13 protein-coding genes are annotated in these 12,538 nt (G+C 71.4%); 6 read left to right on the plus strand and 7 right to left on the minus strand.

Translation table 11 applies throughout. The features are described 5' to 3' along the window. Positions 1-114: 114 nt before the first annotated feature. Complete coding sequence (locus YIM_RS18515; protein ID WP_153031542.1) at positions 115-2,757, plus strand: glycoside hydrolase family 97 catalytic domain-containing protein; 2,643 nt, start codon at positions 115-117, stop codon at positions 2,755-2,757. Positions 2,758-2,780: 23 nt separating this feature from the next. On the opposite strand, the gene YIM_RS18520 is transcribed toward YIM_RS18515, so the two are convergent. Together YIM_RS18520 and YIM_RS18525 are read right to left on the minus strand one after the other, a co-directional pair. Continuing rightward, the gene (locus tag YIM_RS18520; protein ID WP_153031543.1) at positions 2,781-4,136 is read right to left on the minus strand and encodes a rhamnulokinase family protein; all 1,356 of its coding nucleotides are present in this window, start codon (positions 4,134-4,136) and stop codon (positions 2,781-2,783) included. After that, positions 4,136-6,178 carry a bifunctional aldolase/short-chain dehydrogenase gene (locus tag YIM_RS18525; protein ID WP_153031544.1) on the minus strand — a complete coding sequence of 681 codons (2,043 nt, stop codon included), beginning with the start codon at positions 6,176-6,178 and terminating at the stop codon, positions 4,136-4,138. The genes YIM_RS18520 and YIM_RS18525 overlap by 1 nt, the downstream gene beginning before the upstream one ends. Before the next feature lie 81 nt (positions 6,179-6,259). Between YIM_RS18525 and YIM_RS18530 the strand changes: the two genes are divergently transcribed. Continuing rightward, a complete protein-coding gene (locus YIM_RS18530) occupies positions 6,260-7,282 on the plus strand; it encodes a LacI family DNA-binding transcriptional regulator (protein WP_153031545.1) in 1,023 nt (340 codons plus the stop codon). Here YIM_RS18530 and YIM_RS18535 read toward each other — a convergent pair. Next, the gene (locus YIM_RS18535; protein WP_153031546.1) at positions 7,219-7,566 is read right to left on the minus strand and encodes a sporulation protein; all 348 of its coding nucleotides are present in this window, start codon (positions 7,564-7,566) and stop codon (positions 7,219-7,221) included. The genes YIM_RS18530 and YIM_RS18535 overlap by 64 nt on opposite strands. After that, on the minus strand, positions 7,563-8,069 hold the full coding sequence (locus YIM_RS18540) for a metallophosphoesterase (RefSeq protein ID WP_153031547.1): 507 nt from the start codon (positions 8,067-8,069) through the stop codon (positions 7,563-7,565). The genes YIM_RS18535 and YIM_RS18540 overlap by 4 nt, the downstream gene beginning before the upstream one ends. Positions 8,070-8,098: 29 nt before the next feature. On the opposite strand from YIM_RS18540, the gene YIM_RS18545 reads away from it, so the two are divergent. The 3 genes from YIM_RS18545 to YIM_RS18555 are packed head-to-tail and all read left to right on the plus strand — an operon-like array spanning position 8,099 to position 9,950. Next, entirely contained in the window at positions 8,099-8,560 is a 462-nt protein-coding gene (locus YIM_RS18545; RefSeq protein ID WP_153031548.1) for an NUDIX domain-containing protein, read from the plus strand. 29 nt (positions 8,561-8,589) lie between these two features. Continuing rightward, complete coding sequence (locus YIM_RS18550; protein ID WP_153031549.1) at positions 8,590-9,414, plus strand: erythromycin esterase family protein; 825 nt, start codon at positions 8,590-8,592, stop codon at positions 9,412-9,414. 53 nt (positions 9,415-9,467) lie between these two features. After that, positions 9,468-9,950 carry an SRPBCC domain-containing protein gene (locus YIM_RS18555; RefSeq protein ID WP_194240206.1) on the plus strand — a complete coding sequence of 161 codons (483 nt, stop codon included), beginning with the start codon at positions 9,468-9,470 and terminating at the stop codon, positions 9,948-9,950. A gap of 4 nt (positions 9,951-9,954) precedes the next feature. Here the strand turns inward: YIM_RS18555 and YIM_RS18560 are convergent, their stop codons facing one another. Further along, positions 9,955-10,230 (minus strand): DUF3040 domain-containing protein, encoded by a 276-nt coding sequence (locus tag YIM_RS18560; protein ID WP_153031551.1) that lies wholly within the window; start codon positions 10,228-10,230, stop codon positions 9,955-9,957. A gap of 180 nt (positions 10,231-10,410) precedes the next feature. On the opposite strand from YIM_RS18560, the gene YIM_RS18565 reads away from it, so the two are divergent. Next, on the plus strand, positions 10,411-10,830 hold the full coding sequence (locus tag YIM_RS18565) for a DUF6292 family protein (protein ID WP_153031552.1): 420 nt from the start codon (positions 10,411-10,413) through the stop codon (positions 10,828-10,830). Here YIM_RS18565 and YIM_RS18570 read toward each other — a convergent pair. Together YIM_RS18570 and YIM_RS18575 are read right to left on the minus strand one after the other, a co-directional pair. Beyond that, entirely contained in the window at positions 10,820-11,896 is a 1,077-nt protein-coding gene (locus YIM_RS18570) for a DNA alkylation repair protein (RefSeq protein WP_153031553.1), read from the minus strand. The genes YIM_RS18565 and YIM_RS18570 overlap by 11 nt on opposite strands. Before the next feature lie 10 nt (positions 11,897-11,906). Continuing rightward, positions 11,907-12,473, minus strand: a complete 567-nt coding sequence (locus tag YIM_RS18575; RefSeq protein WP_153031554.1) for a peroxiredoxin-like family protein — start codon at positions 12,471-12,473, stop codon at positions 11,907-11,909. Positions 12,474-12,538 lie beyond the last annotated feature (65 nt).

Below are 12,538 nucleotides of genomic sequence, written 5' to 3' on the forward strand. Positions count from 1 at the left end.
GTTGTGCGGATATCGCCTGACTGGCTCGACCAGCCTCGACTGACAACGTTGACAGTGTTGACTGTGTTGACTGCGTTGGGACTGACGCCCGCACCACCACCGAGGAGTGCTCCGATGACGTGGCCCGGCCGGACCTGTACCGCACTGCTGCTCTCGCTGGCGGTGGTGCTCTCCCTTTCGACCGTGCCCGCCGTGTCAGCCCTGGCCTCGGCGAGCTGGATCATCACCGGGCCGTCGTCGCGGTCCCCGGTGACCGCGGAACTCACCCTGGACGCGGGCGCACTGAAGCTTTCGGCGGCGCGGGCGGGGCGGACCGTGCTGGCCCCGGCGCCGGTCGGGCTGCGCACCGAGCGCGCCGACCTGAGCCGCGACCTGCGGGTTCTCGGGCAGCAGCAGCGCATCCTCGCCGAGCGCTACTCGATGACCACCGGCAAGCGGCACGAGCGCGCGGTCCGCGCGCGGGAGACCCGGTTCCAGCTGGCCGCCGGTGACGCGCGCTTCGAACTGCTGGTCCGCGTGTCCGATGACGGCGTCGCCTACCGCTATCTGCTGCCGGACGAAGGGGGCACGGTGGTCACCGGCGAGGCGTCGGCGTACCGGCCGGCGCCGGACGCCACGGCCTGGCTGCTGCCCTACAACCCCCAGTACGAGAACCAGCGGGTGGAGACCACCGCCGCCGGTGCCGCGACCGGGGAGTTCGGCCACCCGTCGCTGTTCCGCTCCGGCGAGGACTTCGTCCTGCTGACGGAGTCCGATGTGGACGGTTCGTACTCGGGCAGCAGGCTGGTGCACCAGGCCGGGTCGCCGGAATACGCGGTGAAGCTGGCCGACGAGCGGGTCACCGCACCGGGTGCGCTGCGCACGCCGTGGCGGACGGCGATCATCGGCGACCTCGCCACGGTCACCGAGTCCACGCTGGTCGACGACCTGGCCGCGCCTTCGCGGATCGAGGACACCTCGTGGATCCGGCCCGGCAAGTCGGCTTGGTCGTGGCTGAGCGAGCACCAGAGCCCGCGCGACTTCGAGCGGCAGAAGGTCTACGTGGACTTCGCCGCCCGCAACGGCTGGCCCTACGTCCTGGTCGACGAGGGCTGGAGCGAGGACTGGGTGCCGGAACTGACCCGGTACGCGCGGGCCCGCGGGGTCGAGATCCTGCTGTGGTTCCACTGGCAGAGCCTGGACACGCCGCAGAAGCGGGCGGAGATCCTGCCGAAGGTCAAGGCGTGGGGGGTCAAGGGCGTCAAGGTGGACTTCATGGAGTCCGACACGCAGGCGCGGTACCAGTGGTACGACGCGATACTGGCGGACACCGCGGCGCTGGAGCTGATGATCAACTTCCACGGGTCGACCATTCCGCACGGACTGGCCAGGACCTGGCCGCACCTGATGACCATGGAGGCGATCCACGGGCAGGAGCAGCTGCCGCAACCGGCGAACAATCCGGTGCACCCGTTCACCCGCAACGTGGTCGGCTCGATGGATTTCACACCGGTGGCGCTGGAGGTCGGGCCGCGCACGTCGAGCGTGGGGCACGAGGTGGCGCTGCCGGTGCTCTACGAATCGGCGTGGCAGCACTTCGCCGACAAGCCGGAGGCCTACGACCGGCATCCGAACGCGCTGCGCTTCCTGAACCAGGTGCCCACCGTGTGGGACGAGACGCGGTACCTGACCGGGTATCCGGGTGACGAGGCGGCGCTGGCCAGGCGCGACGGCGACCGGTGGTTCGTCGGCGCGATAACCGCCGGTCCGGCGCGGAAGGTGAGCACCCCGCTGAGGTTCCTCGGCGAGGGCGACTGGCTGGTCGAGACGGTCCGGGACGTGCCGGGACAGGTTGACGTGCAACGGGAAAGCCGAGTGGTGCGCTCGTCGGACAGCCTGAGCTACGACGTCCCGGCGAACGGTGGTTTCGCCGCGGTGGCCTGCCGGGCGGCCGCGGACCGGACCACCTGCGACGAGCCGGTCCAGCACGTGCCGGCGACTTCGCTGACGATCAGCCCATCGGACGCCGGTGACCGGGCGCCGGGTTCGTCGTTCGAGGTCAGCGCGGAGTTCAAGCTGGAGTCGGACCGGGTCGTGCGGGATGTGGTGCTGGCGCCGAGTGTCCCGAATGGATGGTCACTGGCCGGGGAACCGGTGCGGGACAGCGAGTTCACCCCGGGTGAGGTGCTGCGTGGCAAGTGGACGGTGACGGTGGGACCCGGTGCCGGCAAGCACGAGATCCCGATCGCGGCCGACTTCCGCGACCCGTCGCTGGTGGTTCCCGAGGTGCACGTGGCAAAAGCGGTGACGGTGTTCGTGCCACCACCGGTGCCTTCGGACGGAGCTTCGGTGAGCGACCTGCCGTTCATGGCCGCGGTGAACGGCTGGGGCCCGGTGGAGCGGGACCGGTCGAACAACGACCAGGCGGCCGGCGACGGGAACCCCCTGCGGATCGGCGGTGTCACGTATGAGAAGGGCCTGGGAACACACGCGTTGAGCGAGGTGACCGTCTACTTGGGACGGGGTTGCCAGGGCTTCACCGCGCTGGCCGGCCTGGACGACGAGACCACCCAGCCCGGCTCGGCCACCTTCGAGGTGCTGGGCGACGGTGTGACACTGGCTTCCACGCCGGTCCTGCGCGGCGGCTCACCCGCCGTGACCGTCGAGGCGGACGTGCGCGGGGTGCGCATGCTGACGCTGCGCACCACGGACGGCGGAGACGGCAAGAACCACGACCACACCGACTGGGCCATGCCACGCCTGACCTGCGCCCCCTGATCACAGGTGGGGAATGAAACGATTCATTCGTAGTGGGTGTGCGGGGGATGGGCGGTGCGCAGCAGGGCGCGCAGGTCGCGGAGGCCGCCGTCGACGACTCCCGCGGCGCGTGCCTGGACCAGCAGGTTCCCGGCGGCGGTGGCCTCGGTGGGGCCCGCGTGGACCGGGAGGCCGCAGGCTTCGGCGGTCAGGCGGCACAGCAGCTCGTTGTGCGCGCCGCCGCCGACCAGGTGGATGGCGTCGACCGGGCGTCCGGCCAGGGCGGCCGCGTCGGCGATGGCGTCCCGGTAGGCGATGGCCAGGCTGTCCAGCACGCATCGCGCCAGCTCACCGGGGTCGCGCGGGGCGGGCTGACCGGCGTCCCGGCAGGCCTCGGTGATCCGCGCGGCCATCCCGCCCGGCGGCAGGAAACGCGGGTCGGTCGCGTCGACGACACTGCGCCACGGGGTCGACCTCGCCGCGGCGTCGAGCAGGTAGCCAAGGCTCATGCCGAGGTCCCGCTGCACCTCCTGCAGCAACCACAGGCCCATCACGTTCCGCAGGAAGCGGACCGTGCCGTCCACCCCGCGCTCGTTGGTGAAGTTCGCCTCGCGTGCCTGCTCGGTGAGCACCGGCGCGTCCAGCTCCAGGCCGACCAGCGACCACGTGCCGCACGAGATGTAGGCGAAGTTGTCACTGGCGGCGGGCACCGCGACCACGGCCGAAGCCGTGTCGTGCGAGCCCACCGTCCACACCGGACACCCCTGGTAGGTGCCCGCCGCCACGCCCGGATCCCGCAGCGGCGGGAAAAGCTCGGGGCTCAGCCCGAGTTCGGCGAACAACTCGGCCGACCAGTCGCCGGTGTGCGGGTCGAGCAGGCCGGTGGTGGACGCGTTCGTCCGCTCGGTGCCCATTTCCCCGGTGAGCCAGTACGAAAGCAGGTCGGGCACCAGCAGGACCGAAGAAACCGCGGAAAGATCCTCGGTCGCCAGCTGGAAAACCGTGTTGAACGGCTGGAACTGGATGCCGGTGGTGGCGTAGAGCCGCGAGGGTGGCACGCCCTCGTGCACCCGCGCGACCCCGGCCGCGGTCCGCGGATCCCGGTAGTGCACGGGATTCGCGAGCAGCGAGCCGGAAGCGTCGAGCAGCCCGTAGTCCACGGCCCACGAATCGATGCCGATCCCGGCCAGCTCACCGTGCCGGGCGAGCGCCGCCCGCAGACCCTCGGTGAGTCCTTTGTGGAGGGCCTGGATGTTCCACCGCAGCACGCCGTCCGAGGTCACCGGCTCGTTCGGGAACCGGTGCACCTCGGTCAGCTCCAGCGTGCCGTCCCCGAAGCGCCCGGTCACCACGCGGCCGCTGGACGCACCGAGGTCGACCGCCGCGAAAACCGGGTCCATCAGCGGAGGAAGGCCGCGGCGACACCGGCGTCCACCGGCACGTGCAGGCCGGTGGTGTGCCCGAGCTCGCCCGCCGTCAGCACGAACACCGCCTTGGCCACGTGCTCCGGCAGCACCTCGCGCTTGAGCAGCGTCCGCTGCGCGTAGAACGCGCCGAGGTCCTCCTCTTCGACGCCGTAGACGGCCGCTCGCTTCGCGCCCCAGCCACCGGCGAAGATGCCCGATCCGCGCACCACCCCGTCCGGGTTCACCCCGTTGACGCGGATGCCGTGCTCACCGAGTTCGGCGGCGAGCAGGCGCACCTGGTGGGCCTGATCCGCTTTCGCCGCACCGTAGGCGACGTTGCTCGGCCCGGCGAACACCGAGTTCTTGCTGACGATGTAGACCAGATCCCCGCCGAACCCCTGCGCGATCATGATCCGCGCGGCCTCGCGCGAGACCAGGAAGGAACCACGCGCCATCACGTCGTGCTGGAGGTCCCAGTCGTCCGCGCTGGTGTCCAGCAACGGCTTCGAAACGGACAGCCCGGCGTTGTTGACCACCAGGTCGATCCCGCCGAACGCGAGTGCGCCCTCGGCGAAGGCGGCGGCGATCTCGTGCTCGTCGGTGACATCCGCGCGCACCGCGACGGCGGTGTCACGCCCGAGTTCTTCGGCGACCTCCCGCGCGGAGTCGAAGGCGCGGTCGGCGACGATCACGCACGCGCCCTCGGCCGCGAGCCGCCGCGCGGTCGCCTTGCCGATGCCGGACCCGCCGCCGGTGACCAGCGCGACACGGCCGGCCAGCGGCTTGGGGGCGGGACGGCGGCGGAGCTTGGCTTCTTCGAGCGACCAGTACTCGATGCGGAACTTCTCGCTCTCCGGGATCGGCGCGTAGGACGACACCGATTCCGCGCCCCGCATCACGTTGATCGCGTTGACGTAGAACTCGCCGGCCACGCGCGCGGTCTGCGCGTCGGCGCCGAAGGAGAACATGCCCACCCCGGGCACGAGCACGATCGCCGGGTCGGCGCCGCGCATCGCGGGGGAGCCGGGCCCGGCGTGCCGCTCGTAGTAGGCGCGGTAGTCCGCGCGGTACTCCTCGTGCAGTTCGCGCAGCCGCGCGACGACCTCGTCCAGCGGCGCGGACGGCGGCAGGTCGAGCACCATCGGCCGCACCTTGGTACGCAGGAAGTGGTCCGGGCAGGAGGTGCCGAGCGCGGCCAGCCGCGGGTGTTCCGCCCCGGCCAGGAAGTCCAGCACCACCGCCGAGTCGGTGAAGTGCCCGAGCTGGCGGCGATCGGTGGACGCCAGCCCGCGCAGCACCGGCGCCAGCGCGGCGGCCCGTTCGCGACGGGCGGCTTCGGGCAGCGGCTCGTATTCGGCGACGCGCGCGCCGAACGGTTCCGCGCGGCCGTTTTCGGCCAGGAACTCCGCCGCGGTCCGGATGATCTCCAGCGAACGCGCCTCGCATTCGTCCGAAGTCTCACCCCACGCGGTGATCCCGTGACCGCCGAGAATGCAGCCGATGGCCTGCGGGTTCGCCGCCTTGATCTCGGCGATGTCCAGTCCCAGCTGGAAACCCGGGCGCCGCCACGGCACCCACACCACCCGGTCGCCGAAGCAGCGCGCGGTGAGTTCTTCCCCGTCGGCCGCGGTCGCCAGCGCGATCCCGGAGTCGGGGTGGAGGTGGTCGACGTGCGCGGAGTCCACCAGGCCGTGCATCGCGGTGTCGATGGACGGGGCCGCGCCGCCACGGCCGTGCAGGCAGTAGTCGAACGCGGCGACCATCTCGTCTTCGCGTTCCGGTCCGGGGTAGACGCGGGTGAGCCCGCGCAGCCGGTCCAGCCGGAGCACGGCCAGTCCCGGTTCGGTGAGCGTGCCGAGGTCGCCGCCGGAACCCTTGACCCACAACAGTTCCACCTCCTCGCCGGAGGCGGGGTCGGGAGCGGTGCCCTTCGCCGAGGTGTTGCCGCCGGCGTAGTTCGTGTTGGCCGGGTCGGCACCGAGGCGGTGGGACCTGCGCAGCAGCCGGTCGACGGTTTCCTGGCCCGGTTCGGTCATCACGGCTCCCGCGCGTCACTGGATCGGGTGGGTTGAAACGTTTCATCCGCATGTTAGGGTTCGGTGTGACGGAGAGCAAGTATGGTCGGCATTAAGGACGTCGCCCGGATCGCCGGGGTTTCCATCGGCACGGTTTCGAACGTGGTGAACCGGCCGCACGTGGTGTCGGCCGCGACCAGGTCCCGGGTGCTGTCGGTGATCCAGGAGCTGGGGTACGTCCGCGACGAGTCGGCCAGGCAGCTGCGGGCCGGGCGCAGCCGCACGCTGGCGGTGCTGGTGCTGGACCTGGGCAACCCGTTCTTCGTCGACGTGGCACAGGGTGCCGAGCAGGCGGCGCAGGCCGAGGGGCTGAACGTGATCACCTGCAACAGCGGCCAGCGGGTCGACCGCGAGGCCGGGCACCTGGCGATGCTCGCCGAGCAGCGGGTGCGCGGGGTGCTGCTGTCCCCGGTGGCCTCGGCGGGCGAAAGCCTGGAGAACTTCCGCCGCAGCGGGATCCCGTACGTGTTCGTGGACCGCAAGATGCCCAACGCCGACGCGTGCTCGGTGTCGGTGGACGACGTGGCCGGTGGCGCGCTGGCGGCGCGGCACCTCATCGAGGCCGGGCACACGCACATCGCCTTCGTCAACGGACCGCAGTTGCTGGTGCAGTGCCGCGACCGCGAAGCCGGGGCGCGGGCCGCGCTCGCCGAGGCTCCCGCGCCCGGCCGCACCTTCACCGTGCTGGAGTCCGAGGCGCTGGACGTGGCGTCCGGGCGGGACGCCGGTGCCCGCGTGCTCGGCATCAGCCCGCGGCCGACCGCGGTGTTCTGCGCCAACGACCTGCTCGCGCTCGGTGTGCTCCAGGCGATGGTCGCGGCCGGGGTCCGGGTGCCCGAGGAGATGGCGATCGTCGGCTACGACGACATCGAGTTCGCCGCGGCCGCCGCGGTACCGCTGACCTCGGTGCGCCAGCCAGCCACCCGGCTCGGCCGGACCGCGGCCGAGCTGATCATCGCCGAGACGGCGGATGACGGTGAGCACGAGCACCAGACCGTGGTCTACACCCCGGAACTGGTGGTGCGCGACTCCACCCGGGTGCGCCGCGACCGCGAACGCAGGTAGGCGACCGCGACCGCGGCGGTGGCGGTGATCAGCAGGTTCACGTCGATCGCCGGCACCCAGCGGACCCGGCCGCCCTTGATCTCGTAGGCGCCGGTGGGGTGCGCGACGATGCCGAAGCCCGCGCCCTGGGCGCGCTGCCCGTCGAGACCGTCGCCCCCGCCTCCTCCGCCCCAGACGAAGCCGGCCGGGATGATCACGACACCGCCCTTCTCGTACGGCTCGCCGTAGACGCGCTTGGCGGTGATCGAGTTCCAGGCCGAGCCGATCAGTTCGGGGATGTTCACGACGCTCCTCGGTTCAGGGTGTGCAGCTCGACTTCGGTCAGCGCGCCGCCTTCGATCGCCGCGGTGAGGTAGGTGTGGTGCGGCTGGCGGCGGCGGTCGGTGGGGGAACCGGGGTTGAGCAGGCGCAGGCCGGTGCCGGTCTCGGTGTCCCACGGGATGTGGCTGTGCCCGAAGACGAGCACGTCGGTGTCCGGGTATTCCTTGGCGCAGCGCGCTTCCCGCCCTTTCGCGGGCCCGGTTTCGTGCACCACGGCCAGTCGCAGCCCGTCCAGTTCGACCCGGGCGACCTCGGGCAGCCGCGCCCGCAGTTCGGGCCCGTCGTTGTTGCCCCACACGCCGATCAGCCGCTTCGAGCGGCGTTCCAGCTCGTCGAGCAGCGCGACGTCGACCCAGTCGCCGGCGTGCACCACCACGTCGGCCGCCTCCACCCGCGCCCACACCTCGGCGGGCAGGCCACGGGCGCGCTGGGGCACGTGCGTGTCGGAGATGATCAGCAAGCGCATAGATTCGACCTTAGGGGCACAATGCCCCCATGGCGGCCAAGCGCAGCGCCGGGATTCTCCTGTACCGCGGGGGATCGGCGCACACCGAAGTAATGCTGGGGCACATGGGCGGGCCGTTCTGGGCGCGCAAGGACGAGGCCGCGTGGTCGGTGCCCAAGGGCGAGTACGAGCCCGACGAAGCGCCGCTGGCTGCCGCGCGCCGGGAGTTCGAGGAGGAACTCGGCCTGCCGGTGCCCGACGGGGAGCACGTCGAACTGGGGGAGGTCCGCCAGTCCGGCAAGGTGGTCACGGTCTTCGCGATCGAGGCGGACCTCGATCCGGCGCTGGCCGTGCCGGGCACCTTCGAGATGGAGTGGCCGCCGCGCTCCGGGCGGATGCAGGAGTTCCCCGAGATGGACCGGTTCGAGTGGTTCGACCTGGCCGAAGCCGAGCGGAAACTGGTGAAGGGGCAACGCCCGTTCCTCGGCAGGCTGGCCGAGCGCTTGACTTGAACCTTTGTTCAGCTTCTACCGTCGAGCCCATGACCACTTGGCTTGACGAAGCGGCCCGTGAGGGCCTGGACGCACTGGGCACCCGCGCCGCGGAAGCGGACATCGTGGCGCTGGGCGTGTCCTGCCGCAGTGCGCATGAACTGTCCACAATGGCCGACGAGATGCTGCGGTACCTGGTCGAGGCGCACGGTTTCCGCGCGCTCGCGCTGGAAGGCGACGACGTGGCGGGCAAGCTGCTCGACGACCACGTGCTGACCGGCAACGGTGATCCGCGGCGGATCCTGGCCGAGGCCAGGTCGTTCCTGCGTGCCGAAGAGATCCTCGACGCCGTGCGCTGGCTGCGGTCGTTCAACGAGCGGCACCCCGGCGATCCGGTGCGCGTGGTGCATCCGGCACAGCCGCCGGAACTGCCGGGCGACCGCGCCGGGATCGAGCGCATGCTCGCCGACGGGATTTCGCGGTGGCGCGAGAAGCATCCGGCGAAGATCGTGTACTGGGGCGGGATCGCGCACACCGCTCCCGAGGCGATCCCCACCCTCGGCGAGATGCTGCGGCAGCGGTACTCCTACCTCTCGGTCGGGCTGACCTTCCACCACGGCGAGCCGCTGGACTGGCTGCCGGTGCCGCCGTCCGACTTCCTCGAAGCCACCCTGGACACGGCCGCGAAGGACACCTTCCTGCTCGACCTCCGCGACGCCCCGGCCGCGTGGGCGCACGCGCCGGCCAGGACCCGGCTGGTCGGCCCCCGGTACGACCCGGCCGGGGACGGGCACCACCTCGACGGCACCCCGGCGGGCTGGTTCGACCTGGTCCGGCACACCCGGCGGGTCACCCCGGCGAAAACCTTCGGCTGAAGTGTCGGTGTGCGCCCGTCCCGTCCGTCGGCAGGATGACGGAAGGAGACACCATGACCGAGTTCGAGGTGCGCGCCCAGGACGGGCGGCTCCACTTCACCAGGTACTACCCGCACGGCACCGCGAGGGTGTGGCGGGCGCTGACCGACAACGCCGAACTGTCCGCGTGGACGCCGTGGCGGATGCGCGTGGACACCGTGCCCGGCGGTGCGCTGTCGGTGGCGTTCGGCCGGGGCAAGCCGTCCAAGGGGGAGGTGGTGACGGTCGAACCGGAACGGCGGGTGGTCTGGCGCTGCTACGGCGAGCTGCTGGACTGGACGCTGGCCGGAAAGGGCTCAGGTTGCGTGCTCAGCCTCGACACCACCATGGCCGACCCCGGTCACATCACGCACAGCGCCGCCGGATTCCACATCTCGCTCGACAACCTGGCACTCGTGCTGGACGGGCGGCCCGTGGTGAAGGCGACCAGCCCGCCGAAGGAACCGCGCTTCCCCGATCTGGTCCGGCACTACGAGACGGCCCTGCTCGTGCCTTGATACGTCAGGACGGGTTCGCCGGGAGATGGCGTGCCAGGTGCAGGCCGACGCCGATCACCAGCGCGAGCATGCCGGCCAGCACCAGGGTGGCGTTGGCGGTGACCACGGCCAGCGTCAGCAGGAGCCCGGCGAACACGTCCAGGCAGACCGGCAGGACCTTGCCGATGCGGGATCGGCGCGGTTTGCCGATGTCACGGAAGGAGGCGGCGAGAGCGGGCTCGGCGGCCTCGAACCACTCCTCGATCTTCTTCAGCTGCTCCCGATCATCGTGACTCAGCATGGAGTACCAGCCTTTCGCCCGATCCCGACGCCGACGGGTACCCAGTCGGACGTGTGGTCACACGTCGGAACGGGTGATCTCCGGCGGGAAATCCGAATACGAGGTGTGACGCCCGGCTGCGCGGGGTAAAGGCGGGATACCGCTGAGTACCCCCCGTCCCCACCGACGAAAGGCGTTGCCGTGAGCAGCCTGATCGACTCCGAGGTCGAGTACCGGTTCAACCGCGGTCTGCGTGGTTATCTCGAAGCCGTCACCGCCGCACTGGGCATCGGCCTCGAATCGTGCACGGTCGACGTGGACACGCCGGTGTCGGCGTACATCGCCATCGACTGGCGGTTCACCCGGTTCCCCGGGCGCGACGTGGCGCTGATCTGGGACGAGCGGCACGGCTGGGCGGCCACCATCGAGGCGGGCTGCGGTGAGGACGTGATCGTGCTGGCCTACCTCGGCGGGGACGACGTGCTACCGGACCCGAGACACGTGGTGCGGTTCCTGGCCGCGTTGCGCGCGGACGACCACTCGCTGGGGCAGCCCGACCCGCCGAACATCCGGCGGCCGGGGAACCACGGGGAACTGCTGGAGCGACTGGCTACGGCGTGAGCACAAAAGGGAGTTTGCCGAAGGGCTGCCCGTTGATCTGCAGTTCCAGTGCGTGCTCGCCGGGGTGGTAGACCCGGGTCGAGATCGGCTTGAACGAGTGCCTGCGCTCGATCGTGGCCGCGGCTCCGGCGGGCAGCGTGCGGGTGGTCAGCTTGAACACCTTCGGCGCCAGGCTGCCGTTGGCCTTGCGGTGGTGCACCACGTAGTCGATGGCCAGCGTCAGCGGCGCGTCGCCCTCGTTGAGCAGGGTGAAGTCGAAGGCGAGGTGCTCGCCGATGGCGACCTCGGCCACCGGCGTGCGCGGGCCGTCGACCGCCAGGCCGGCGGGCGGGCCGAAGCCGAGCAGCTCCAGCGCGGCGGGGTCGCCCTGCTTGACCAGGGTGCGCAGGCCGTGCCGGACGAGCCGGGGTGAGTCGCCGAACCAGCGCGCCGCGGTCCGCACGCACAGTCCGGCGTCCAGCCTGCTGATGTCGTTGAGGTGGTTGGCGACCGAGCGGCGCACGTACTCCGACTCGTCGCGGTGCAGTGCGTCGAGCACCGGCAGCGCCGCCTCCGGCCGCCGCGTGATCGCCTTGACCTGCCGTGCCCACGGCAGCCGCGGCCGGGTGCCCTCGCTGGCCAGCCGCCGCACGTGCTCGTCCTCGTGGGAGGTCCACGTCAGCGCCATCGCCAGCGCGCGGTCCAGATCGGCGTCCAAAAAGGACCGGATGGCGAACTCGGCGGTGAGCAGCGGGGTGAGCGCGGCCAGCAGGTCCAGCCCGGCGTCGAAGTGCTCCGGCAGCGCGCGCACCGCCACCGCCTCGGTGACCGGCCAGATCATCCAGCCGGTGAACCGCGGGTCCGCCAGCGCCGTGCGGACCACCGCTTCGAACGCCGCGTAGTCCTCGGGCAGCCCGGCGAGCACCGCGTCGCGGACGAACCGCCCGCGCTCGCTGAAGCTCATCCCCGGCAGCGCGCGCGGCGCCGCGCGCAGGGCGGACAGATCCAGCCCGGGCGCGGCTTCGCGCAGGCAGCGGCCCAGTTCGGTGACGGCGGCGGTACTCAACATCTCTTCGGCGGTCGGCACAGCGCAGACCCTAGCGGCGGGGTACGTCAGTTTCGGCGCGCGCGAGGGCCAGGATCTCGTCGACGCTCCACTGGTCGTAGATGTGCTCGCCGTACTTCGCGGCGAGCACGGTGCCGTCCTCGCCGATGAGGAAGTCGGCGGGCAGCCCGAGCCTGCCGTGCTCCTGCTTCGACGCGGGCGCCGGATCGCGTCTGGCCAGCCCGGCCGCGATGCTGCGCACGATCGGCAGCCACGCCCGCGGGTGCAGCAGCGCGCGGGCACCGGCCTCGACGCCGAACTCGCGGTAGAGGCGCTTGCCGGGATCGGCGACCACGGCGAACGGGATGTCCGCGGTGTGCTCGCGCAGTTCGGCCTCGGGGGAGTGGAACACCGCGACCTCCAGCACCCCGGCCGCGGCGAGTTCGGCGTGCCGCCGGGTCACCGAGCGCAGGTGCACGTTGCACACCGGGCAGCCGGCGAACCGCCGGAACTGCAGGTGCACCAGGCGACCCGGCTTGGGGATGTCCACCGGTTCGCCGTCGACCACCTCGACCTCTCGCGGGGCGAGCACGGTGCCCGGCTCGATTCGTCCTGCCATGACTTCCTCCACTTGGCTGATTTAAGCGTGCGCTGTACGCCTACGAACGTATGCGCGTATGTCGT

The organism is Amycolatopsis sp. YIM 10, assembly GCF_009429145.1.
Lineage (GTDB): Bacteria > Actinomycetota > Actinomycetes > Mycobacteriales > Pseudonocardiaceae > Amycolatopsis.

Bases quoted from the DNA above. Each gene is read 5' to 3' on its own strand.
- YIM_RS18575 (WP_153031554.1), bottom strand. From the start codon at position 12,473: ATGGCAGGACGAATCGAGCCGGGCACCGTGCTCGCCCCGCGAGAGGTC.
- YIM_RS18555 (WP_194240206.1), top strand. From the start codon at position 9,468: ATGACCGAGTTCGAGGTGCGCGCCCAGGACGGGCGGCTCCACTTCACC.
- YIM_RS18530 (WP_153031545.1), top strand. From the start codon at position 6,260: ATGGTCGGCATTAAGGACGTCGCCCGGATCGCCGGGGTTTCCATCGGC.
- YIM_RS18540 (WP_153031547.1), bottom strand. From the start codon at position 8,069: ATGCGCTTGCTGATCATCTCCGACACGCACGTGCCCCAGCGCGCCCGT.
- YIM_RS18545 (WP_153031548.1), top strand. From the start codon at position 8,099: ATGGCGGCCAAGCGCAGCGCCGGGATTCTCCTGTACCGCGGGGGATCG.
- YIM_RS18550 (WP_153031549.1), top strand. From the start codon at position 8,590: ATGACCACTTGGCTTGACGAAGCGGCCCGTGAGGGCCTGGACGCACTG.
- YIM_RS18525 (WP_153031544.1), bottom strand. From the start codon at position 6,178: ATGACCGAACCGGGCCAGGAAACCGTCGACCGGCTGCTGCGCAGGTCC.
- YIM_RS18515 (WP_153031542.1), top strand. From the start codon at position 115: ATGACGTGGCCCGGCCGGACCTGTACCGCACTGCTGCTCTCGCTGGCG.
- YIM_RS18560 (WP_153031551.1), bottom strand. From the start codon at position 10,230: ATGCTGAGTCACGATGATCGGGAGCAGCTGAAGAAGATCGAGGAGTGG.
- YIM_RS18520 (WP_153031543.1), bottom strand. From the start codon at position 4,136: ATGGACCCGGTTTTCGCGGCGGTCGACCTCGGTGCGTCCAGCGGCCGC.